General features: G+C 72.2%; 16 protein-coding genes. 8 read left to right on the forward strand and 8 right to left on the reverse strand.

Annotation, left to right across the window (positions count from 1 at the left end):
- Positions 1-145: 145 nt before the first annotated feature.
- From N538_RS0118060 to N538_RS0118090, 7 genes are all read right to left on the reverse strand, one after another.
- The gene (locus N538_RS0118060) at positions 146-940 is read right to left on the reverse strand and encodes a DUF1295 domain-containing protein (protein WP_028638465.1); all 795 of its coding nucleotides are present in this window, start codon (positions 938-940) and stop codon (positions 146-148) included.
- A gap of 12 nt (positions 941-952) precedes the next feature.
- Positions 953-2,137, reverse strand: coding sequence for an SAM-dependent methyltransferase (locus tag N538_RS0118065; protein WP_028638466.1), 1,185 nt, complete (start codon positions 2,135-2,137; stop codon positions 953-955).
- Positions 2,134-4,074 carry an FAD-dependent oxidoreductase gene (locus N538_RS0118070; RefSeq protein ID WP_028638467.1) on the reverse strand — a complete coding sequence of 647 codons (1,941 nt, stop codon included), beginning with the start codon at positions 4,072-4,074 and terminating at the stop codon, positions 2,134-2,136. The genes N538_RS0118065 and N538_RS0118070 overlap by 4 nt, the downstream gene beginning before the upstream one ends.
- Positions 4,067-4,783 (reverse strand): anti-sigma factor, encoded by a 717-nt coding sequence (locus N538_RS0118075; protein WP_028638468.1) that lies wholly within the window; start codon positions 4,781-4,783, stop codon positions 4,067-4,069. Before N538_RS0118075 ends, N538_RS0118070 begins: the two co-directional genes overlap by 8 nt.
- Before the next feature lie 76 nt (positions 4,784-4,859).
- Positions 4,860-5,462: an ECF RNA polymerase sigma factor SigK gene (gene sigK / locus N538_RS0118080; protein ID WP_028638469.1), complete on the reverse strand. Its 603-nt coding sequence runs from the start codon at positions 5,460-5,462 to the stop codon at positions 4,860-4,862.
- Positions 5,463-5,481: 19 nt separating this feature from the next.
- Positions 5,482-6,129, reverse strand: coding sequence for a fasciclin domain-containing protein (locus N538_RS0118085; RefSeq protein ID WP_028638470.1), 648 nt, complete (start codon positions 6,127-6,129; stop codon positions 5,482-5,484).
- Positions 6,130-6,202: 73 nt separating this feature from the next.
- Positions 6,203-7,699: a molybdopterin-dependent oxidoreductase gene (locus tag N538_RS0118090; protein WP_036571257.1), complete on the reverse strand. Its 1,497-nt coding sequence runs from the start codon at positions 7,697-7,699 to the stop codon at positions 6,203-6,205.
- Between the two features lie 129 nt (positions 7,700-7,828).
- On the opposite strand from N538_RS0118090, the gene N538_RS26095 reads away from it, so the two are divergent.
- The 8 genes from N538_RS26095 to zwf all read left to right on the forward strand — a co-directional run bounded on the left by N538_RS26095 (position 7,829) and on the right by zwf (position 23,487).
- Entirely contained in the window at positions 7,829-13,336 is a 5,508-nt protein-coding gene (locus N538_RS26095) for a DUF11 domain-containing protein (RefSeq protein ID WP_081790572.1), read from the forward strand.
- A gap of 61 nt (positions 13,337-13,397) precedes the next feature.
- On the forward strand, positions 13,398-14,144 hold the full coding sequence (locus tag N538_RS0118105; protein ID WP_331279526.1) for an enoyl-CoA hydratase-related protein: 747 nt from the start codon (positions 13,398-13,400) through the stop codon (positions 14,142-14,144).
- Positions 14,145-14,202: 58 nt separating this feature from the next.
- Complete coding sequence (locus N538_RS0118110; RefSeq protein ID WP_028638473.1) at positions 14,203-16,392, forward strand: HelD family protein; 2,190 nt, start codon at positions 14,203-14,205, stop codon at positions 16,390-16,392.
- Between the two features lie 28 nt (positions 16,393-16,420).
- A complete protein-coding gene (locus N538_RS26100; protein ID WP_051549422.1) occupies positions 16,421-17,905 on the forward strand; it encodes a glycoside hydrolase family 5 protein in 1,485 nt (494 codons plus the stop codon).
- Positions 17,906-17,921: 16 nt separating this feature from the next.
- Positions 17,922-19,844, forward strand: coding sequence for an anthranilate synthase family protein (locus tag N538_RS0118120; protein WP_028638474.1), 1,923 nt, complete (start codon positions 17,922-17,924; stop codon positions 19,842-19,844).
- Positions 19,845-20,113: 269 nt separating this feature from the next.
- The gene (locus N538_RS0118125) at positions 20,114-20,677 is read left to right on the forward strand and encodes an anthranilate synthase component II (RefSeq protein ID WP_028638475.1); all 564 of its coding nucleotides are present in this window, start codon (positions 20,114-20,116) and stop codon (positions 20,675-20,677) included.
- Positions 20,674-21,987 carry an anthranilate synthase component I family protein gene (locus tag N538_RS26105; RefSeq protein WP_051549423.1) on the forward strand — a complete coding sequence of 438 codons (1,314 nt, stop codon included), beginning with the start codon at positions 20,674-20,676 and terminating at the stop codon, positions 21,985-21,987. Before N538_RS0118125 ends, N538_RS26105 begins: the two co-directional genes overlap by 4 nt.
- Before the next feature lie 57 nt (positions 21,988-22,044).
- Entirely contained in the window at positions 22,045-23,487 is a 1,443-nt protein-coding gene (zwf, locus tag N538_RS0118135; RefSeq protein ID WP_028638476.1) for a glucose-6-phosphate dehydrogenase, read from the forward strand.
- On the opposite strand, the gene N538_RS0118140 is transcribed toward zwf, so the two are convergent.
- Positions 23,484-24,335, reverse strand: coding sequence for an acyl-CoA thioesterase domain-containing protein (locus N538_RS0118140; protein ID WP_051549424.1), 852 nt, complete (start codon positions 24,333-24,335; stop codon positions 23,484-23,486). The genes zwf and N538_RS0118140 overlap by 4 nt on opposite strands.
- Between the last annotated feature and the right edge of the window lie 3 nt (positions 24,336-24,338).

Below are 24,338 nucleotides of genomic sequence, written 5' to 3' on the forward strand. Positions count from 1 at the left end.
CCGCAAGCCGCAGACCGGCCGCCGGCAAGCCGGGAGGCGACCGCAACCACCCACCCGCCGTCCCCACTCGCTGCCATGTCGGTCGCCACCACCCACGGTCCGCAAGCCACAGGCCGGCCGCCGGCAACGTCCCTGCCGGGTGCGCCTAACTCCGGCGCGCGCCCCGGCGCGGCGGGAGCGGCACGAACATCGAGGTGCGCGCGGCGTACTCGGGATAGCCCGCGCGCTTCATCATCGTCCTCTCCAGCAGCCGGGCGCCGGTGATCCACACCAGCCAGACGGTCATGGCGGCCGGGGAGAGGACAGTGACGGCCGCCGCCAGCCAGCCGGAGGCGACCCCGCCGACGAGCCAGATGCCCCACCAGACGCAGGCGTCGCCGAAGTAGTTGGGGTGCCGCGTCCAGGACCAGAGCCCGCGGTCCATCACCGGGCCGCGGTCCGGGTCGCGCTTGTACGCCGAGAGCTGGGCGTCGCCGACGGACTCGAACACCACGCCCACGACCCAGACGAGCAACCCCAGCCAGACCGCCGTCGTCCACGAGGTAGACGATAGGGCCGCGGCCTGCAGCGGCAGCGAGACCAGCCAGACCGCCGCGCCCTGCACCAGGAAGACCCGGCGTACGGCGACGCCGACGCCGACCTCGGGCAGCGGTCCGCCGAGCAGCTCGCGGTAGCGCGGGTCCTCACCGTGGCCGCGGGCGCGGGTGAAGATGTGCGACGACAGGCGGCCGCCCCACACCGCGACCAGGCCGACCAGCAGCCACGACTGCCAGTCACCCGCGACGACCGCGCAGACGAGCGCGACCCCGACCAGGGCCAGTCCCCAGGCGACGTCGACGACCGACACGCGGCCGAGGCGTACGGCGGCCAGCGCGGTCAGCGTCATCACGACGAGCGCGACGGCGAGCGACAGGCCGGCCACGATCAAGAAGTCAGGCACGGGCACAGTCCATCAGTCCTCCCGGGCGAGGGTCAGCTGCTGCACGTCGAGGTACCCGGACGCGAACCCGGCCCGCGAGTAGCAGAGGTAGAAGTGCCACATCCGCAGGAAGGTCTCGTCGAACCCGAGGGCGAGCACCTCGTCCCGGCGGGCGAGGAACGCCTCGTCCCACCGGCGCAGCGTCTCGGCGTAGTCGGCGCCGAACGCCAGCCGGTCCACGACCCGCAGCGTCGTCTCCCGGGAGGCGATCTCGTCGATCGCCCGGGCCGACGGCAGGAAGCCACCGGGGAAGACGTACTTGTTGATCCACGTGTAGCTGCCGCGCGTCGCCAGCATCCGTTGGTGCGGCATCAGGATCGCCTGCAGCCCGACGCGACCGCCGGGCGCCAGCACCCGGTCCAGCGTGCGGAAGTAGGTCGGCCAGTACTCGTACCCGACCGCCTCGACCATCTCGACCGAGAGGACGGCGTCGTACGACCCGGTCGCGTCGCGGTAGTCGCAGAGGTCGACCTGCACGCGGTCGGCGTACCCGGCAGCCGCGATCCGCTCGCGGGCCAGCGCCTGCTGCTCGACCGACAGCGTGAGGGAGCGGACCGTAGCTCCCCGGGCAGCGGCGCGGATCGCGAGCTCGCCCCATCCCGTGCCGATCTCGAGCACCCGGGTGCCGGGGCCGACTGCGGCCGCGTCGAGGAGCCGGTCGATCTTGCGGAGCTGCGCCTCGTGCAGGTCGGTGGTCCCGTCGAAGAGCGCCGAGGAGTACGTCAGGGACTCGTCGAGGAACAGCCGGAACAGGTCGTTGGAGAGGTCGTAGTGGTGGGCGATCAGCTCGCGGGTGTGGTCCTTCGTCGTGCGGTGGTCGCGCGGGGTCCCGGGCAGCACCAGTCGGCGCATCCGCTGCAGGGGCCGCGGGACCAGGTCCGCGACGTTCGACGCGAGGACGGTGAGGAACCCGGTCAGGTCCTCGGCGTCCCAGGCACCGGTCAGGTAGGACTCACCGAACCCGATGAGCCCGTCGCGGCCCAGCCGCGCGTACACCTCGTCGGGCCGGTGGAGGGTGATCGCGTAGGGCTCCAACGGCAGCCGGCTCATCGCCGAACGGAAGAGCCCGCGGGCAACGCGGGCCGAGACCGCGGTGCGCGCGCCGCCCGGGACGTCCTCGAGGGAGGGCCAGGCAGCCCGGGTCGGGGTGATGGTCATCGGACAGCTTGCTGGTGGTGGTCGGGGCGCGGGCGGACCGGGAGCCGCCGCAGCCAGAGAGCGAGGCCGTGGGCACGGATCAGCAGCGCGCCGCGCAGGGCGGCGGGCGCCGCGCGCAGCGGCCCGTGGGTCGAGCGGCGACCGGTCAGCGAGGCGCTGAACCGGGCGCCGTCGTCACTGGTCAGCGTGACCGCCACGAGGAGGTCGTCGCCCGGCACCGGCACCCGCAGGTCGTACCGGCCGTCGGTGCCGTGGAACGGCGACACGTACATCGCCTTCGGGGTGGAGGCCCGGCCGTGCGCGTCCGGGTGCACGAGGTAGGCGTGCCGGTCGCCGTAGGTGTTGTGCACCTCGACGACCACGCACGGCGGCTGCTGCTCCGGGAAGACCCAGAACACGCTGATCGGGTTGAAGCAGTAGCCGAGCGCGCGGGGGTGGGCGGCCATCCACAAGCGGCCGGCGCCGAACTCGACGCCGTGGCGCAGCAGGAACGCCGCCACGTTGTCGCGGATCGTCAGCGTCGGGTCCCCGAGGTGGTCCCGGGCTTCGAACCGGCCGAGGACGCCGTGGTCGGGAAGTCGGTCCAGGTCGACCACCCAGGTGTGCGACCGGTGCGTGAACGTGCGCCGGAACGGCGCCCGGCGGGTGTGCCGGATCGTCGTCGCGTAGACGCCGGGCGACGGCTCGGGCTCACCCCAGTCGAACCCGAGCCGCGCCGCGGCGGCGGCGCCGGAGCGCGCGCCGTCCTCGTGGAAGCCCCACCCGTGGTACGCGCCGGCGAACGCGAGCCGGTCGGTGTCGAGCTCGGGCAGCCGGGCCTGGGCGGCGACCGACGCGGGCGTGTAGAGCGGGTGCTCGTACTCCATCCGGTCGAGGACCAGCGCCGGGTCGACGAGGTCCTCGCCGCCGAGCGTGACGAGGTAGCGCGTGGTGGTGGGCAGCCGCTGCAGCCGGGTCAGGTCGTAGGTGACGGTGACGTGGCCGCGGGCCTCGGCCGGCCGGTGGAAGTTCCACGACGCCCGGGCGCCCTCGGCGCGCGGCAGCACCGAGGTGTCGGTGTGCAGCAGCGCGACGTTGTGCGAGTAGTCGATCGCACCCAGGACCTCGCGCTGCGCGGCCGTCGGTGCGGCCAGCATCGCCAGCGCCTGGCCCGGATGCGTCGCGAGGACGACGGCGTCGTACCGCTCGACGGAGCCGTTGCCGTCCGTGACGTCCACCCGGTCCGCGGTCTCGAGGACCGAGGTGACCTTGGTGCCGAGCCGCACGTCCGGCAGCACGTCCGCGACCCGGCGCACGTACTCGTGCGAGCCGCCGGTGACCGTGCGCCACTGCGGCGAGTCCGACACGGACAGCATCCCGTGGTGCTCGAGGAACGCGAACAGGTAGCGCGCCGGGTACTCCAGCGCCACCGCCGGGTCGCACGACCAGACCGCGGCGACCAGCGGCTCCATGAAGTGCCGGCGGAAGTACGGCGGGAAGCGGTGCCGGTCGAGGAACTCGCGGAGCGTCACGTCGTCGCGGAGCCGCCGAGCCAGCCGGTGGAAGCGTGGGATGTCGACGAGCATCCGCAGGTACGCCGGGCTGGCGAGGTTGCGGCCGCCCGGGAAGAGCCCCCGCGCGCCGAGCGCCCCGGCGTACTCGACCCCGGAGACGTCGTCGCGCACGGACATCGACATCTCCGACTCCTGCGTCGCGACCCCGAGCTCACGGAACAGCCGCAGCAGCGTGGGATAGGTCCGCTCGTTGTGCACGATGAAGCCGGTGTCGATCGCGTGCCCGTCGGGGCCTTCCTCGACCTGATGCGTGTCGGCGTGGCCGCCGAGCCGGTCGTCCGCCTCGTAGAGCGTCACCCGTGCGGTGCGGGAGGCGACGTACGCCGCGGTCAGCCCGGCGACTCCGGAGCCGACGACGGCGACGCGCTGTCGTGGGTCAGGCACTGGTCCTCCCGAAGTCGAACAGCGCGATCGGCTTGGTCGTGGGCGATGTGGAGCCACCTGCCGGCTCGACGGTGATGCCCGCAGCGAGTGCCGTGGCGGCGTCGCCGCTGAGGATCACGGTCTGGTCGGCGGCGACCGGCATCACGCCGGCGGAGACCATGCCGCGCCCGGGCTGGTCCAGCCACAGCTGGTAGACCTTCCCGTCCGGCGGGGCCGGCATGTCCTTCGTGACGATGACCGCCTTGTCGAGCCCGTCGGAGTGGGTCACCGTCGCCTTCGCGCCGCCGGGGAAGTCCAGCGACGTGCTCTTGGCGTCCGACGCGTGCAGCACCTGGTCGGCGATCGGGACGCTGCCCTGGCTCGTGTCCGACCACGGCTGCTGCCAGGCGACGGCACCTCCGCCGGCCAGCAGGACGGCGGCCGCGGCGGCGACCAGCCACCGGGCGGTACGCCGCGGGCGCGGCCGGGCCACCGGCACCTCGGGGGGCAGTGGACGGATCGAGCCGATGCCGGCGAGCACCGCGGCGCGGAGCTCGGCGGGCGGCTCGACGGGCGTCGTCTCGGCGAGCAGGCCGGCGGCCTCACGGAGGCCGGCCACCTCGGCGCGGCACTCCGGGCACTCGGCGAGGTGGCGCTCGAACGCCGCGCGCTCGAGGTCGTCGAGCGCGTCGACGGCGTACGCGCCGGAGAGAGCGTGGATGTCACTCATGCGCGTACTCGCTTCGCTCCGTGCGCGCATGAGGCACATGGCACGCTGTCTTGGACGATGAGTTCGCTTCGCTCACTCATGAGCCCACCCCCAGGGCGTCGCGCAGCCGGATCAGTCCGTCCCGGATGCGGGTCTTGGCAGTGCCGACCGGCAGGTCGAGCATGGTCGCCACCTCCGTGTGTGTGTAGCCGCCGAGATAGGCGAGGCTGACGGCCTCGCGCTGCACCTCGGTCAGGTGCGCCAGCGCCCCCCTGACCCGGCGCGCCTCGAGCGAGGCCTGCGCGGCCTCGGCGGTCGAGTCGTGATCGACGGGCTGGTTGTGGTGCTGGTACGTGGTGTCGCGTCGCGATGCCGACTCTGCCGACCGGACCCGGTCCACCGACTTGCGGTGGGTGATGGTCAGCAGCCACGAGAGCGGACTGCCCCGGTCGGGGTCGTAGCGCCCGGCGGTGCGCCAGATCTCCAGGAACGACTCCTGGGTCACCTCCTCGGCCTGGGCCCGGTCGCGCACGACGCGGAGCGCGAGGCCGAACACCCGCGACGCCGTGGCGTCGTACAGGAGGGCGAACGCGCGCTCGTCGCCGCGACCGGACGACCGGAGCAGGTCGACCAGGTCGGGAGCCGGCGGCCCGTCCTCGGGGGACGGGCCGCCGGACTCGACAGGCCGGATGTGGTCCACGTGTCGCTCCTCCTGCCCGTCAGGGCATCAGCACGGAGTCGATGACGTACACAGTGGCATTCGCGGTCGGGATGTTGCCGCACAGGACGTGCGCGTCGCCCGACCCCACCGTGAAGTCCTCGCCCGAGCCCTGCACCGTCAGGTCGTCGCCCTCGAGGGTCTGGTGCGTGCCGGCGAGCTGGTCGGGCGTGAGCTGGCCCGGCACCACGTGGTACGTCAGGACCTTGGTCAGCGTCTGCTTGTCGGCCAGGACGGCTTTCAGGGCCTTCTTCGGGATCTTCGCGAACGCGTCGTCGGTCGGTGCGAACACCGTGATGCCGTCGGCCGAGTTCAGCGTGTCCCCGAGGCCGGCCTCGCCGACGGCGGCGACGAGCGTCTTCAGCAACGGGTTCGCGCTCGCCGCGGTCGCGACCGGCTCGGTCGCCATCCCGTTGAACGAGCCGCCGCCGGAGCTGGGAACGGCGGCGCAGCCGGCGCCGAACGTCTGGGCGCCGGCGTCGACGGCGGCGTCCGACCCCATGTCGTCGGAGGGGCTGCTCATCGAGCTCGGGGTGTCGCTCGCGGTGGAGTCACCGGAGGAGTCGCTGCTGCTGCACGCGGCCAGCCCCATGCTGGCGGTGAGTGCGAGTGCGGCGATGCCGCTGGTACGGCGGAGGGAGCGGTTCATGGTCTTGCCTTCCCGTTCGGGTCTGGTCGATGAGTGGTTCGGAGCCGCTCGCCGACCGGATGGGTGACGTCGGTCACCTGACGTTGACGACGATCTGCTGCACGCCGCTGGACCCGGCCGGGAACGGCGTCGCGCGCGCCATCGTCTGCACCTCGCCGTCGCCGTCGGTCGCGCGTACGGCGAGGATGTGCTGGCCGGGCTCGGCCGTCCACGGCAGGTACCACTGGCGCCAGTAGCCGCTGCCCGCGCTCGGGCCGAGCCGGGCGGGCAGCCACGCGCCGCCGTCGACGCGCACGTCGACCTTCTGCACGCCACCGCTGTGCTGCGCCCACGCGATGCCGCCGATCACGGTGCGCCCGGCGTCGACGGTCGAGAGCGGCCTCGGGGTGTCGATCCGGCTCGAGAGCTTGATCGGCGCGTCGGTCGCCCACTTCCGATGGGTCCAGTAGGCGTCCTGCTCGGCGTACGTCGTCAGCGTCATCCGGGTGATCCACTTGCAGGCGCTGACGAAGCCGTACAGGCCGGGCACCACCATCCGCGCCGGGAAGCCGTGCTCGCGTGGCAGCGACGCCCCGTTCATCCCGACCGCGATCATGGCGTCCCGGCCGTCGGTGGCGACGTCGAGCGGGGTGCTGATCGTCATGCCGTCGACGTCGGTGCTGAGGATCTGGTCGGCCTTCGTGCGGTCGATGCCCGCCTTGTCGAGCAGGTCGGTCAGGGGGACGCCGAGCCAGCGCGCGGCTCCGACGTACGTGCCGCCGACCTCGTTGGAGACGCAGGTGAGCGTGATGTCGCGCTCGACCAGCGGCATGGCGAGGAGGTCGTCGAGGGTGAGCGTCACCTCGTCGTCCACGTCCCCGTCGATGGTCAGCGTCCAGCCGTCCGGGTCGACGATCGGCAGCGTCAGCCGGGTGTCGACGCGGTAGAAGTCGGACCGCGGCGTGCGGAACGGCGTGATCCCGGGCACCCGCTGGTCCAGGCCGGCCGGGAACGGCCCGGCCGGGTCGGCGGCGGCCGGCAGGTCGATGCTGACCGGGCGGGTCCGGTACGACGTGAGCCACTGCCCGGCCGCCCCGAGGCCGACCGCGGCGCCGACGAGGACCCCGCCGGCGAGCAGAACGCCGCGTCGCCCGCCGGCCTCCGGTGGCGTACTGGTACGGACCAGCCAGGCCAGCGCCGCAACCCCCGTGACCGCCGCCACGAGGCTCGGCAGCACGTCGCTCGGAGCGGCTCCGGGACGGCGCAGCGCGGCCACCGCGGGGATCGCCACGAGGACGAGGAGCAGGGCTGCGCCGTACCGGAAACGGCGTCGCGCGAGCAGCCCCGCGACCGCCGCGAGCAGCAGCACGCCCACCATCACCGAGCCCACCAGCACCGTCTTGTCGTGCGTGCCGAAGCGCTGGATGGCCCATTCCTTCAGGGGTGTGGGCGTCAGGTCGATCACCGTCGACCCGACCACCAGCACCGGTGACGACGCGGGCTCGAGAGCGGCGGCCACGACATGCCCGGCCGCGACCCCGACGAGGGCGGCGAGGACTCCGGAGCCGGCGTACAGCAGACGAGTGCGCATACAGCGCATTCGGAGCCGACCGGTTCTCAGGATTTCCTCAAGATGCCGCGGGCGACCCGCGGAGCCCCTACCGTTTCGCCGATCGCACCGTACTGCCCGGAGACGGGCTGAGGCTGGGGGGCCACCGCGATGAAGCCGCTGACGCGCGCACTCATTTCTGCGTATCCGCACGACCACGCTCGTCGAGCGGGCGTCGTCGTGCTCACCATGGCAATAGCTGCCCTGGCTCTCGTGCTGGTGCCTGCCGCACCCGCGCGTGCGGCCGGAGGTGGCTCGTCGTCCTCGCCGAGCTTCGTGTGCACCACCGACGTCGTGTACAGCGTCGACGGCAACACGCACGTGCTCAGCAAGGTCAACCCGACCGCCGGCACGTCCACGCCCAACGGGACGATCCCGGCCGACGGCAGCGACGACATCAACGCACTCGCGCTGCCGAGCGGCGGCGGTCGGTACATCTACGCCTTCAACCGGGCCGACAACTCGATCATCCGGTTCGACGCGACGACCAACGACGCCGACACCTGGAGCGCCCCGTCGAACTCCAGCGCCAGCAGCGTGATCGCGGGTGCGATCAACCCCGCGAACGGGATCTACTACTACGCCTCCGGCGGCTCGACCTGGAAGCTGTTCGCGTTCAACACCAACACGAACACCTCGATCGGCCAGGTCGGCACGATCGGCGGCCTCTCGAGCAACGGCGACATGGCGTTCGACGCGACCGGCAACCTGTACGTCGTCAGCAACGCCAGCACCACAGCGGCCGGCACGCTGGCCCGCGTCAACGGTCCGCTGCCCACCACCGCAGGTACGACGGCGCTGACCGCGAACCTCCTGACCACCCTGCCGGACAACTCCGGCCAGTACGCCTCGATGGCGTTCAACGGCGACGGCTACCTGGTCGTCGGCACCGGCTCCGGCAAGGTGCTGAAGATCAACCCCTCCAGCGGTGTGCTCGTGCAGACCAAGACCGTCTCGCTGAGCCTGTCCGACATGGCCTCGTGCACGGCGCCGAGCGTCGCCTCGGCGCGTGTGGACCTGCCGCAGGGCCGCCACGACAGCGCCGACCAGTTCAAGGTCGCGATCACGGGCGGCGGCGTGACCACCGGCAACACCGGCACCACCACCGGCACGGACACCGGGCTGCAGGACGCCTCCGGCGAGGTCGCGGGCCCGGTCGTCGTGCTGCCGAGCACGACCTACACGATCACCCAGACCGCCTCGGGCGGCACGGACCTCAACGACTACACGACGACGTGGAAGTGCGTGAAGGCCGGCGACGGCTCGACGCTCTCCGAGGGCACCGGCAACAGCGGCACGTTCACGATGCCGAGCACCTCCGGCACGACCGCCGTCTGCACGTTCACCAACCTGCCGCTGCTCCCGGCGATCGAGATCGACAAGACCGCTGGCGCGATCAGCGACCTCGACGGCAACGGGCCGGACGCCGGCGACACGGTCACCTATTCGTTCAAGGTGACCGACACCGGCAACACCGCCCTCAGCAACATCGCCGTGACCGACGCCAAGGTCGGCGCGGTGACCTGCCCGCAGACGACGCTGGCGGTGGGCGCGAGCATGACCTGCACGCCCAAGAGCTACACGCTGCTCGCTGCCGACGTCACCGCCGGCAAGGTCGACAACACCGCCTCGGTCACCGGCAAGGGCCCCAACGGCGTGATCGTCACCGACGACGACACCGTCTCGACCATCGTGCCGGCCAACCCGAGGGTCGCGCTGGACAAGGTCGCCGGCGCGATCGTCGACCAGGACAGCAACGGCGCGGACGCCGGCGACAAGATCACCTACACGTTCAAGGTGACCAACACCGGCAACGTGCCGCTGACCTCGGTCGGCGTCACCGACGCGAAGGTCGGCACGGTGACCTGCGCGCCGACGACGCTCGCTCCGGGGGACTCCGTCACCTGCACGGCAGCGCCGTACGTCCTCACCCAGGCCGACGTGAACGCCGGCGTGGTGAACAACAGCGCGACCGCGAAGGGCACGCCGCCGACCGGCTCGGCGGTCACCGCGACCGACACCGCGACCGTCCCGGTCCCGTCGCTGCCGGCGATCGAGGTCGACAAGTCCGCGAGCACGCTCAAGGATCTCGACAGCAACGGCCCGGACGTCGGTGACGTGATCACCTACTCCTTCGTCGTGACCAACCGCGGCAACGTCGGGCTCACCCTCGTCGCGGTCAGCGACCCGAAGCTCGGCGGCACCATCCCGTGCCCGACGAGCTCGCTCGACCCGGGCCAGTCGATGACCTGCCCGAACAAGGACTACACGCTGACGCAGGCCGACGTGAACAACGGCCGCGTGGACAACACCGCGACCGCGACGGGCAAGCCGCCGACGGGCAGCAACGTCACCGACGAGGACTCGACGACGACGATCCTGACCGGCACCACGGCGCTCGTCGACCTCGACAAGGTCGCCGGCGCGATCGTCGACCTCGACGGCAACGGGCCGGACGCGGGCGACCGGATCACCTACACGTTCAAGGTCACCAACATCGGCACGGTGACGCTGAACCCCGTCTCCGTGACCGACCCGAAGGTCGGCACCGTGACCTGCTCGCCGAACCAGCTCGCGCCGGGCGCGTCCGTCACGTGCACCGCGCCGGCGTACGTCCTCACCCAGGCCGACGTCGACCTCGGCAGGGTCCAGAACACCGCGACCGCGCACGGCACGCCGCCGACCGGTCCCGAGGTCACCGACCAGGACACGACGAACAGCCCGGTGCCGGCGGCTCCGGCGCTGGAGCTCGACAAGTCGGCCGGGCCGATCGTCGACGGTGACAGCAACGGTCCGGACGCCGGTGACACCGTCACCTACTCGTTCACGGTGAAGAACACCGGCAACGTGACGCTGAACCCGGTGACCGTGAGCGACCCGAAGCTCGGCGCGATCACCTGCCCGGGCACCGCGCTGGCGCCCGGTGCGACGGTCGCCTGCACGAACAAGGCCTACGCACTGACGCAGGCCGACGTGGACGGCGGCACGGTGGCGAACACCGCGACCGCCCACGGCACGCCGCCGACCGGCTCCGAGGTCACCGACACCGACTCGACGACGACGCCGGTCCCGGCCGGGCCGTCGCTCTTCCTGGACAAGGTCGCCGGCTCGATCAACGACACCGACGGCAACGGTCCCGACGCCGGCGACACCATCGTCTACTCGTTCACGGTGAAGAACACCGGCAACGTGACGCTGAACCCGGTCACGGTCAGCGACCCGAAGCTCGGTGGCGCGATCAGCTGCCCGTCGGGTCCGCTCGCACCCGGTGCGACCGTCGCGTGCACCGACAGGACGTACGCGCTGACGCAGGCCGACGTGGACGGCGGCACGGTGGCGAACACCGCGACCGCCCACGGCACGCCGCCGACCGGCTCCGAGGTCACCGACACCGACTCGACGACCACCCCGGTGGCGCCGAGCGCATCGATCAACCTGGTGAAGACCGCCAGCGCGGTACACGACCTCAACGGCAACGGCATCGACGACGGTGACACCGTGACCTACACGTTCAAGGTCACCAACACCGGCAACGTCACGCTCACCAACATCACCGTCGCCGACCCGAAGGTCGGTCCGGTGTCCTGCCCGAGCAGCCCGCTGGCGCCCGGTGCGTCGGTCGACTGCGACCCGCGCACCTACACGCTGACCCAGGCGGACGTCGACAACGGCTCGGTCGACAACACCGCGACCGTCACCGGCAGCACGCCGACCGGCGGCACCGTGACCGACGACGACGCGCGGACCGTGGACCTGCCCGCCACCGGCTCGATCCAGCTGTCCAAGACCGCCAGTGCGGTCAACGACCTGGACGGCAACGGCCCGGACGCCGGCGACACCGTCACCTACTCGTTCCAGGTGACCAACACCGGCAACGTCAAGCTCGACCCGGTGATGGTGAGCGACCCGAAGGTCGGTCCCGTGACGTGCCCCTCGGGCGGTCTCGACCCGGACGAGTCCTTCGACTGCACGGACGTCGTCTATACCGTCACCGCGGCCGACGTCACCAGCGGCGGCGTTGACAACACCGCGACGGCGACCGGCAGGACGCCGGACGGCGGCACGGTGCAGGACACCGACTCCACCCACACCCCGGTCCAGCCGACGGTGACCAACGTCAAGGTCGTGAAGACCGTCGACGACGCCACTCCGCGGGTCGGGGACGTGATCACCTACACGCTGACCGTCACCAACACCGGCGCGGCCAACGCCCACGACGTGGTGGTGAACGACGCCCTCCCGAGCGGCGTGACCTTCGTGTCCGCGGACGCCGCGTGCGACCGCTCCGGCTCGACGGTCCGCTGCGAGCTGGGCACGGTCCCGGCCGGGGGCACCCGGAGCGTCGACGTCCAGGTCAGGATCGACCCGCTGCCGGAGCTCGGTGCGGACCACCAGCACCTCTTCGACGTGCAGAAGGCCGAGGTCCAGGTCGACGTCGAGCCGGGCGACGAGGCCACCGGCACCGTCGTCTGCCCGACCGGGTACGTCGTGACCGACGGCTCGGGCCGCATCGACCACGTCGACCAGGGGACCGGAACGCTCGCCGACCTGCACATGACCGAGAACCACGCGGTCGGCAACGACAGCTGGCGAGCGCACTTCGTGAACGAGGCGACGGGACGAGCGCAGGCGAAGGTGTTCTCGGTGTGCGTGAAGACCGAGAGCGAGGTCGTCAACGGCCACAGCCACCACATCGTGGTCGGTGACCTGATGAGCCACACCGAGCCGCTGCCGCACGGCCGGACCGACGTCACGCTGAACTGTGGCCCGGGCCAGACCCCGATCCAACCCGGCTACGTGCTCGACGGCATCGCGCCGGTCCTGACGACGTACCCGTCGGGCACCAACGGCTGGACGTGGGGGGTCGTCAACGACGGCGGCGCGACCACGGGCACGTTCACCATGCGCTGCCTGGACGACCTGGTCAGCGTCGTGGACGGGCACACCCACCACCTCGGGCTCGACGAGGTGCGTCAGCACATCACCGTCCAGCCTGGCCAGGAGGCGGAGTTCACGCTCAGCTGCGCGGACGACGCCAAGGGCGTCGTGGCGGGCTACGACATCGACGCGGGCCTGGTCGTGCTCGGCAACGACCCACGGCCGATCATCCGGGTGTTCAAGTTCTACAACCCGACCAGCCAGCCGCTGAGCGGTGACCTGTACCTGCTCTGCCTGAAGAACCGCACCGAGAAGGGCGCCGACCAGGGCGGCCACGTCGTGAACACCGCGACCGTGACCACCTCGACCCCGGAGACGACCAGCGGCGACAACAGCGACAGCGTCAGCATCCAGGTCGACGACTCGCCGGTCGTCACGCCGCTGGCACCGCTCGCGGTGTCCGGTGCGACGGTCTCCGCGGCCGTCCGCTGCGGCAACGGCGGGGGCACCTGCAAGGGCCGGGCCACGCTGGTCACGGCGTCGACGATCAAGGTGGGCGGCCGGACCATCAAGGCCGGGACGGTGCTCGCGAAGGGCGCGTACAAGATCCGGTCCGGCAAGAAGGGCACGCTGCGGCTGCACACGACCGCCGCCGGCAAGAGGGCGCTCGGGTCCAAGGCGCTCAAGAAGGCCACGCTGAAGATCGGCGGGGACACGCGGACGGTGCGCCTCCGGCACTGACACCGGGACCCCAGGGGGCGAGCTCGGGCCTGCGGCAGGCTCTCCTGTCAGGATGGGCCGCATGCCCGAGATCGTTCACTACACCTGGTCCGAGGCGGTCGCGACGATCACCCTGGACTCGCCCCACAACCGCAACGCACTGTCGCGCCAGCTCGTGACGGAGCTCTTCGAGGCGATCGAGCGGGCCGCCGCCGACGACGGCGTCCGGGTGGTGCTGATCGCCGCCGAGGGCCGGGTGTTCTGCTCCGGCGCCGACCTCTCCGAGGCGTCGACCGGCGGGATGGACGAGGGTGCGCGCCGGATCGTGGAGCTGCAGCGACTGATCGCGACCCTGGACAAGCCCGTGGTGACGCGGGTGTACGGCGCGGTGCGCGCTGGTGGCATCGGCATCGTGGCGGCCTCGGACGTCGTGGTGGCCGCGGAGGACGCGACGTTCGCGCTCACCGAGGTCAAGCTCGGGCTGGCCGCCGCGATCATCTCGCTCACCGTGCATGCCCGGATGAACCCCCGCGCAGCCGCGCTGACCACCCTCGGTGGCGAGGTGTTCAGCGGCGCCGACGCGGCGGCGTACGGCCTGGTCACCACCGCCGTAGCCGCCGACGCGCTGGACGACGAGGTCGCCCGGGTCTGCGCGTCGCTGGCCGGCGGCGCCCCGCAGGGCCTGCGTGAGTCCAAGCGGATACTCAACCGCGAGCTGGTCGCCCGCATCGACGCACACGGCGCCGAGATGGCCGAGCTGTCCGCCCGGCTGTTCGCCTCCGACGAGGCGAAGTCCGCGATGACGGCGTTCCTGACACGGAAGAAGTAGCCGACGGGTACGCTTGTCGACTTGCCGGAATCGGTCCGGGACGAGGGGAAGACAGGCGTTGTCGGAAGAGCTGGTCGATCGGGAGATCGCCAACGAGCAGGCGTTCGTTGACCGGGTGTACGTGCAGCTGGCGGAGTCCGCCAGGGCCGCAGCCGAGATCGCGAAGGAGGGCCACAGTCGTGGCCGGCTCGGCCACGAGGGTGGTCTGGTGGAGCGGGACGCGATGGTGTTCCAGGCCGCGCGCCGGATCGCGCAGCTGGACGCCGCGCACGAGGGGCTGGTCTTCGGACGCCTCGACCTGCGCGGCGAGGTCGACCCCGAGCCGCGCTACATCGGCCGGATCGGCCTGCGGGACGCCAACCGGGACTCGCTGCTGATCGACTGGCGCGCTCCCGCCGCCGCCGTGTTCTACCAGGCCACCGCCGCAGAGCCGCAGGACGTCATCCGGCGCCGGGTGCTCCGCGCCGCGGGGAACGTCGTGGTCGGCGTGGAGGACGAGCTCCTGGACGCCGACGCGCTCGAGCAGTCTGGAGCGGACCTGCCGATCATCGGCGAGGGCGCGCTGATGGCCCAGCTCTCGCGGGCACGCGACCGCTCGATGCACTCGATCGTCGCGACCATCCAGGCCGAGCAGGACCAGGCGATCCGCGCCCCGGGCAAGGGCGTCGTCACGATCTCCGGCGGGCCGGGCACCGGCAAGACCGTGGTGGCGCTCCACCGCGCGGCGTACCTCCTCTACACCGACCGGCGGCGCTACGAGAGCGGCGGCGTGCTGATCGTCGGCCCGAGCGGCGTCTTCATGCGCTACATCGAGCGGGTGCTCCCGAGCCTCGGGGAGACGGCGGTCGCGCTGCGCTCGCTCGGCGAGGTCGTGGACGGCCTGCGCGCCACCCGGCACGACGAGCCGGCCGTCGCCGACGTGAAGGGCTCGGCACGGATGGCCGAGGTGATGCGGCGCACCGCGCGGCAGCAGGCGCCCGGCAGCCCCGCCGAGTTCCGGATCTTCTGGCGGGACGACACGATCGTGCTGGGCCGCGGCGACCTCGGCCGGCTGCGTCGCCAGCTGATGTCGCAGGGCCGACGCAACCGGCAGCTCCCGCGCGTCGTGCCCACGCTGCTCGACGCGATGTGGCGGCAGGTGCGCGGCGAGCGCGGTCGCGACCGGGGCCGGGAGGCGTTCGACGACGACATGATGTCGACGCCGGCGTTCGTCGACTTCGCAGCCGCCTGGTGGCCGCCGCTCGACGCCACCGAGGTGTTCGGCTGGCTGCGGGAGCCGGAGTTCCTGGCCCGGGTCGCCGACGGCGTCCTCGGGCCCGAGGAGCAGCGGTTGCTCGCGAAGTCGTGGACGGCCGGCGCCCCGTCGATCGAGGACGTGCCGCTCCTCGACGAGCTGCGGTACGCCATCGGGGACGTCCCGGCCCGCACCGACGACGAGCGCGACCTCGACGAGACCGGCCTGCTCGAGGGCGGTGTCGACGTCCAGGAGCTGTTCACGGCGGCGGACCGCGAGTTCGCGCCGAGCGGGCGGGCGTGGGCACCGCCCACCCACCGGATCGAGGACGACCCGTACGCCCACGTGCTCATCGACGAGGCCCAGGACCTCACGCCGATGCAGTGGCGGATGGTCGGGCGCCGGGGCCGCACGGCGTCCTGGACGATCGTGGGCGACCCGGCGCAGTCCTCGTGGCCGGTGCCGGCCGAGGCGGCCGAGGCTCGGGCCGCGGCGCTCGAGGGCAAGGAGATCCACGAGTTCCACCTGTCCACCAACTACCGGAACTCCTCGGAGATCTACGCCTTCGCCGCGGCGTACGCCCAGCGGGTCGGCCTGGACGCCGACCTGCCGACCGCGGTCCGGTCGACCGGCGTCGAGCCGCAGGTCGTCGGAGGAGCGGCGGACCTCGAGTCCGCCACCCGCGCTGCGGTCGCCGAGGTCGCGGCGCAGGTCCAGGGCACGGTCGGCATCGTGGTCCCCGTCGCCCGGCGCTCGGAGGTCAACGCCTGGCTGGCGTCCTGGCCGGAGCTCGCCGACGACGCACCGGGCGCCCGGGCGGCCATCGACTCCTCGGTCACGCCGTCCGGGGAGGACCGGGTCGTCGTGCTCACCGGCCTGGACACCAAGGGCCTGGAGTTCGACGGGATCGTCGTCGTCCGCCCCCAGGAGATCGAGGACGAGTCGGCCACCGGCCGGGCGACGCTGTACGTCGTGCTCACCCGCGCCACGCAGCTGCTGACCTGCCTGAGCTGACGGCGAGAACAGGTTCTAGGATGCGCGCGTGCTCCGTGCCCTCGCCCTCGCCCTCGCCGCCGTCCTCCTGAGCCCGGCGGTCGCCTCCGCCGACCCGCTCCCGCGGCTGCACGCGACCCACGGGGCGAAGGCTGCGATCCGCACCGAGCACGGCGCGCAGGTCCTGCTCCGCGGGGTCAACGTGAACCAGGTCGGCGAGTACTTCCAGGCCAGCCCCGACCTCGCGCCGACGGTGCCGCTGACCGCGGACGACTTCCACGACATCGCGCGGCTCGGCTTCAACAGCGTGCGGCTGATCGTCAGCTGGTCGGCGCTGGAGCCGACCCCGGGCGCCTACGACACGGCGTACGTCGCCCGGATCCGGCAGGCGGTGCGGTGGGCGGCGTCGTACGGCCTGTACGTCGTGCTCGACATGCACCAGGACGCCTACGGCATCGCGGTCGACACCCCGCAGGACGTGACCTGCCCGAAGGGCACCGTGCCCAACAACGGCTGGGACGGGGCGCCGGAGTGGGCGACGATCACCGACGGCGCCTCGACCTGCCGGCCGGGCGAGCGTGAGCTCGCGCCCGCGGTGATCCACGCATGGCAGCACTTCTGGGACGACACCGACGGCATCCAGGCCCACCTCGTCGAGACGTGGGGACGCCTCGCCCAGGACTTCGCGCGCACCCGTGCCGTGGCCGGGTTCGACCTGCTGAACGAGCCGGGCTTCGGCCTGGACCCGACCGCCAACGGCACCACCGACCTCGGCGCCTTCTACGGCCGCGCGATCCGCGCGATCCGGGCGGGGGAGCGGGCGGGCGGCGGCTTCCACCACATCGTGTTCTGGGAGCCGAGCGTGCTGTGGTCGGCCTTCGGCAGCAACCCGGTGCCGGCCCCGGGGTTCACCCGGGACCGCAACCTCGTGTTCGCGCCGCACATCTACGCCGAGTCGCTGTCGCCGAACAGCATCCCGGGCGGCTTCGCGAGCGCCCGGGCCGTCGCCCGGCAGCACGGCGTGACGGTGTGGGGCGGCGAGTGGGGCTTCTGGCCGGAGCACCCGGCCGACGCCTCGGACAAGATCGAGCGGTACGCCGCGGCCGAGGACTCCGCCGGGTACGGCGGCGCATGGTGGGACTGGAAGCAGGCCTGCGGCGACCCGCACGTGGTGAACCGGCCCGGTGGCGAGCCGGCGGCGGTCTCACCCAGCCTGATCCGGTACTCCTGCCCCGAGCAGGTCGCCTCCCCCGTCGACCCGGCGTTCGGCGACGTGCTGGGCCGGCCGGTGCCGCGGGCGGTGCCGGGCACGATCACGGCGCTCACCTCCGACGGCCGCACCGGCGAGCTGGACCTGCGCGGCAGGGCCGGGAACGGCGCGGGCCGATGCGGGCTGCGGGTGTTCGTGCCGCACCGGTTCGCGGGCGAGAAGGTACGCGTCAGCGGCATCGACCACCTGCGCCGCAGCCGCGAGCTCGGCAACGTGGTGCTGAGCGGCTGCGTCGCGGACAGCTTCCGGCTGCGCCTGGGCTGATCACTACAGTCGTCCCATGACGACGACCCCCTCTGCCCGGGAAGCCATTGCGGCCGTCCAGGGGCACGAGGCGTGGGCGATCATCCGGCGCTCGACGCGGGCGGGTGACCGCGACACGGTCGGCGTCGTCGGGGGCCGCCGTCACGTGGTCGAGTCGATCCTCGACGTACCGCTCGAGGAGGGCGTGCCCGAGGCCGGGCACATCGCGGACCGGCTGCTCGCCGTACCGTTCCGGCAGGTGCGCGAGCGAGGCTTCGAGGCCCACGACGACGGGACTCCGCTGGTGGTGGTCGACGTCGAGACGGAGCTGGAGTTCACCGTCGCCGAGGTCGTCGACGCGATCGACGAGGTGGCGGTGGAGTTCTCCGACCGCGGGGGGTTCGACACCGACGACGACGCCTACGGCAAGCTCGTCGCGGCGATCATCACCGACGAGATCGGGCAGGGCGAGGGCGCCAACCTGGTCATCGGGCGGCACTACCGGGCGACCGTCGCGGACTGGGGCGCCGACAAGGCGCTGGAGGTCTTCCGCCGGCTGCTCGAGCGTGAGCGCGGCGCGTACTGGACGTTCGTCTTCTTCACCGGCGACCGGTACCTGATCGGCGCGAGCCCCGAGCGGCACGTGACCATCCACGGCGGCGACGTGCGGATGAACCCGATCAGCGGCACCTTCCGGCTGCCCCGCGAGGAGACGGACCTGCGCGGCGGGCTGCTGGACTTCCTGCGCGACGAGAAGGAGATCTACGAGCTCTTCATGGTCGTCGACGAGGAGCTCAAGATGATGTGCGACATCTGCCACGAGGGCGGGCAGGTGCTCGGCCCGTTCCTCAAGCCGATGAGCCGGCTCATCCACACCGAGTACCTCCTGGCCGGCCGCACCCGGCGCGACCCGCGCGAGGTGCTGCGCGACACGATGTACGCCGCGACCGTGACCGGCTCACCGGTCGAGAACGCGTGCCGGCTGATCAAGCAGTACGAGACCGAGGGGCGCGGCTACTACGGCGCCGCGCTGGCGATCCTCGGCCGCGACGCCCAGGGCGGACCGGTGGTGGACAGCCCGATCGTCATCCGCACCGCCGCCGTCGACCTCGATGGCCGGCTCACCGTGACCGCCGGCGCGACCCTGGTGCGCGACTCGGACCCGGCGTACGAGGTCGCGGAGACGCACGCCAAGGCCGGCGGCATCCTCAGCGCCTTCGGCCTGGTCGAGCCGGCGCCGGTCCCGAGCGTGAACGTCGCCGAGCTGGTGAACGACGAGGACGTGCTGCTCGAGCTGAACTCCCGCAACCGGCGGCTCTCCCGCTTCTGGCTCACCGACCAGGGCGGCTCGCCGCCGGACCCGCGCCTGGCGGGGCTCAGCGTCGTGATCCTCGACGGCGAGGACGACTTCGTGAACATGCTCCGGCACGTCCTCGGCGTGCTCGGCATGACGAGCACCGTCGTACGCCACGAGGACTACGCACCCGGCGTCCTCGACGGCTTCGACCTGGTGATCGTCGGCCCCGGTCCGGGTGACCCGCGCGACGGGGACGACCCGAAGATGGCGAGCCTGCGGGCCGCGGTCGCGGACCTGATGGCGGCCCGGCGGCCGTTCCTCGCGGTGTGCCTCGGGCACCAGACGCTGTGCCACCACCTCGGGATCCCGCTCACCTACAAGGACATCGTGTTCCAGGGGACGCAGTCACCGGTGGGCATCGCCGGCCGCACCGAGCGTGTCGGGTTCTACAACACCTTCGTCGGCCGGGTCGGCTCCGCGACCCTCCCCGACGGCGTCGCGGTCGAGACGGACGTCCAGACCGGTGACATCCACCTCGTCACCGGTCCGCACTTCCGGGGCATCCAGTTCCACGCCGAGTCGATCCTCACCGAGCACGGGTACGACCTGCTGCACGAAATCGTCGGCGACCTTCTCCTCGAACGCGGTACATCGAGTTCCTGATTCGCTACGCTCTTGCCTGTGACACGGCGGGAATCCGCTCGTGGGCCCGGTGAAGACTGCCCCCCAGCTTCATCGGGCCCTTCCGCGTTTCCGGGCGTTCGTGGTCGGCCCGGTTGGCGTCCCCAGGGGTGGGCTGGTGGCCCGGTTCGCGTCCCCAGGTCCGCGGTTGGTGACCAAACCGCACGGATTTCGGGCCGGAACCTGCGGTTGGTGACCAATCCGCAACGCCCGACACGCCGAGGACCTGACGCCGCGACTAGGTTGTGCCCGTGGCTCCGGACGTGGTCGTGGTCGACCACCACGACTCCTACACGTGGAACCTGGTCCACCTCATCGCGGCGGTGACCGGGGCGCTGCCGTCGGTCGTCCAGCACGACGAGGTGTCCGCGGCCCAGGTGCTCGCGCACTCCCACGTCGTGCTGTCGCCCGGCCCGGGCCACCCCGGCGTCCCCGCGGACTTCTCGGTCGGCCGCGAGGTGCTCGCCGCCGGCTCCCGGCCGGTGCTCGGCGTGTGCCTCGGCCTGCAGGGCCTGGTGACGGCGTACGGCGGCTCCGTCAACCGGGTCGAGCCCGCCCACGGCGAGGTCGCCGCGGTCACCCACGACGGCCGCGGGGTGTTCGCGGGCCTGCCGTCACCGTTCGCGGCGGTGCGCTACCACTCGCTCGCCGCGGTCGCCGTGCCCGACAACCTCGAGGTGTCCGCGTGGGCGGACGGCGTGGTGATGGGGGTGCGGCACCGGTCGCTGCCGCTCGAGGGCGTGCAGTTCCACCCCGAGTCGATCCTCTCCGAGCACGGTGCCCGGCTGGTCGCCAACTTCCTGGGCCTCGCGTGACCGACCCCGTCGCCTTCTTCCGGGAGACCGCCGCGGCCCACCCGCGCTGCTTCTGGCTCGACGGCGGCGGCGCCCGCGAGTGGTCCGGTCGCCGGTCGATGGTCGGCTGGCTCGACGAGGACGACCTCTCGCTGACGTACGACGCCGCGACGCGGACCGTCACCCGGCACGCCGCCGGCCGCGCGGACGTCGTCGGCGACGACGTGTTCGCCGCCCTGGAGGCCGAGCTCGCCGACGGCTCGCCCGAGGACCACTGGATCGGCTACCTCGGCTACGCCTGCCGGCCCGACCTGCCGGCCACCGTCGGCGGCCCGCTCCCGGACGCGGTCTGGATGCGGCCCCGCGAGATCAGGTTCTTCGAGCACGAGGTCGTCGGGCGTCCCCTGACGTCGCCGAGCGCCGCCGCGGCCGATGACGGCAGGGATCCGCGTCCGACCGGTGATCCCGGCACGCAGTACGCCACCGCTTTCGCCGAGGTCCAGGAGCAGCTGCACGCGGGCAACACCTACGAGGTCAACCTGACCTACCGGCTCGAGGCCGGGAGCGACCTCGACCCGGTGACGGCGTACCTGCGGCTCCGCGAGCTCAACCCCGCGCCGTACGCCGGGTTCCTCCAGCACGACCTGCCCGGGGCCCGCGCCTGGCTGCTGAGCAGCAGTCCCGAGCGGTATGCCCTAGTCGGGGCCGACCGCACCCTGGAGACCAAGCCGATCAAGGGCACCACGCCGCGAGGCGCGACTCCCGAGGAGGACGAGCGGACCCGCCGGCACCTCGCCACCGATCCCAGGTTCCGCGCCGAGAACCTGATGATCGTCGACCTGCTCCGCAACGACCTCGCGACCGTCTGCCTACCGGGGTCGGTCACGGTGCCGACGCTGATGGACGTCGAGTCCTACGAGACCGTGCACCAGCTGGTCAGCACGATCCGGGGCACGCTCCGGCCGGAGGTGACGACCGTCCAGGCGCTGCGGGCGCTCTTCCCGGCCGGGTCCATGACCGGTGCACCGAAGCTGCGCACCATGCAGGTCATCGAGGCTGTCGAGGACACGCCCCGGGGCGTCTACTCGGGCGCCTTCGGCTGGGTGTCGGCCGACGGCCGCGCCGACCTGGGCGTCGTGATCCGGAGCCTCACGACCGCCGGCGACGGCCGGTACTGGCTCGGCACCGGAGGGGGGATCACCGTGCGCTCCGGGCTGGAGGACGAGTACGCCGAGTCGCGCTGGAAGGCCGAGCGGCTCCTGAGCGCGCTGGCCCCGCGAGAACGCACCACCCAGGAACCGGCCGAGCGACGTGGGACGACCCCGCGATGACCCGGAACGGGCGTCGCGGCGAACGCCCGCATCGACCGGTGATCTACCGTGGAGGGCATGGAGAACGCGCACGTCATCGTGCTGTTCGGCGCGACCGGTGACCTCTCCCGGCGCAAGCTGCTGCCCGGCCTCATGCACCTGTGGCAGGCCGGACTCATCGACGACTCGCGCATCGTCGGCACGTCGCTGGAGGAGATCGACACCGAGACCTTCGTGAAGCTCGCGCGCGAGGCCTGCGACGAGTTCTGCAAGAAGCCGATGAGCCCGGAGGAGTGGGCGCGGTTCTCGCAGCTGCTCAGCTACGTCCCACAGACGGCCGGGCCGGCGGCCCTCGCCGAGACGGTGCGCGCCGCGGAGACCGATCTCGAGCACGGCGGCCGTGCGGTGGACTTCCTGCACTACCTGAGCGTGCCGCCGAAGGCGGCGCTCGACGTGGTGCACCAGCTCGACCAGGCCGGGCTGGTCAAGCAGTCGCGGATCGTGATGGAGAAGCCGTTCGGCACCGACCTGGAGTCCGCGCGCAGGCTGAACGCCCGGCTGCACGAGGTCTTCGACGAGAGCCAGATCTTCCGGATCGACCACTTCCTCGGCAAGGAGGCGGCCCAGAACATCCTGGCGTTCCGCTTCGCCAACGGCCTCTTCGAGCCGATCTGGAACCGCAACTTCATCGACCACGTGCAGATCGACGTCCCGGAGACCCTGGGCCTGGAGATGCGCACGAAGTTCTACGAGAGCACCGGCGCCTACCGCGACATGGTCGTCACGCACCTGATGCAGGTGCTGGCGTTCATGGCGATGGAGCCGCCGACCTCGCTCGCGCCGGACCCCATCGGCGAGGAGAAGCTCAAGGTGTTCCGCTCGATGCGGGCGATCGAGCCGCACAACGTCGTGCGCGGTCAGTACGCCGGCTACACCGATCACGCCGAGGTCGCCGAGGAGTCCGACACCGAGACCTTCGTGGCGCTCAAGGTGGAGATCGACAACTGGCGCTGGGCGGGCGTGCCGTTCTACCTGCGCACGGGCAAGAAGATGGCCGAGGGGGCGCGGATCATCTCCATTGCGTTCAAGGAGCCTCCGCTGGCGATGTTCCCGCGTGGCTCGAACGCCGGGACGCAGGGGCCTGACCACCTGACGTTCGACCTCGCCGACCAGTCCCGGATGTCGCTGTCGTTCTACGGAAAGCGCCCCGGGCCCGGGATGAAGCTCGAGAAGCTCTCCATGCAGTTCGCGACCCACGAGACGTCGTCCTCGCTCGCGGTCCTGGAGGCGTACGAGCGGCTCATCCACGACGCGCTGCGCGGCGACCACACCCTGTTCACGACGGCCGACGGCATCGAGACGCTCTGGGCGAAGTCCATTCCGCTGCTGGCCAGCCCGCCCCCGGTCCGCACGTACCCGGTCGGCAGCTGGGGCCCCAACGCCATCCACCAGCTGGTCGCGCCGAACGCCTGGCGCCTGCCGTTCGAGCGCTCCTGGCGCGACCCGAACGTCTACAGCTAGACCCCCGGCGCCTTCCGGCGCTCGCCGTTGTCGGAGTACTCGACGCCGCTGAGGTCGACGGCGCGCCGGCTGTTCGCGAGCGCCGCGACGGTGACGGTCCCGAGCGGGCCGCTGCGGTCGAACATCGCGCACGTCCCGGACGCGATGCCGTCGTGCTCGACGCGGTCGGTCGCGAGCAGCCCGATCTCGAGGCCCGCGGGCTGCCTGGCCAACGTCAAGGCGATGTCGGTGTTGATGTACTCGACCCCGCGGGTGCCCCAGTTGGTGACCATGCTGGCGCTGTCGGCGGCGGCGGCCGCGGTCTGGAAGCCGGTCAGCGGCTCGTCCGGGACGACGGGGATCGCGCTGGTCCAGTACGCCTTCCGGTCCGCGTTCTGGTGCTGGGTGAAGTCCTGCGACCAGGTGCCGCCGGAGAGCAGGAACGGCACCCGCGGCTCGTCGCTCGGCGGCGCAACGTCGAGCGGAGGAGGGGACGGGCGCCCGGCCGGCTCCCACACCTCGCCGTCCGTGCTCGCCGACGGCTTGAGGAACGTCGCGCTGGCCCGGGCCACCCGCTCGCCACCCTGGCTCATCGTCACGTCGACCAGGCAGATCCGCGACCCTTCGCGCACCACCTCGGTCGTGAACGCGCACGGCTGCATCCGCGCCTGCCGGAACAGGTCCACGGACCACCGCGCGGGCCGGAGGTCGGTGCGCCCGGCCCCCGCGAGACCCTCCTCGGCGGCGCGGGCGAGCGCGCCGCTGACGGCCACGCCGTGCATCTGGTCGTCGCTCCACATGCTGCACGCCAGCGGGGTCGGGACGAGGTCGGCGCCGGCGCGGGTGAAGAACGAGATCGGGTCGGTCACCGG

Source organism: Nocardioides sp. URHA0032, assembly GCF_000620645.1.
Taxonomy (GTDB): Bacteria; Actinomycetota; Actinomycetes; order Propionibacteriales; family Nocardioidaceae; genus Nocardioides.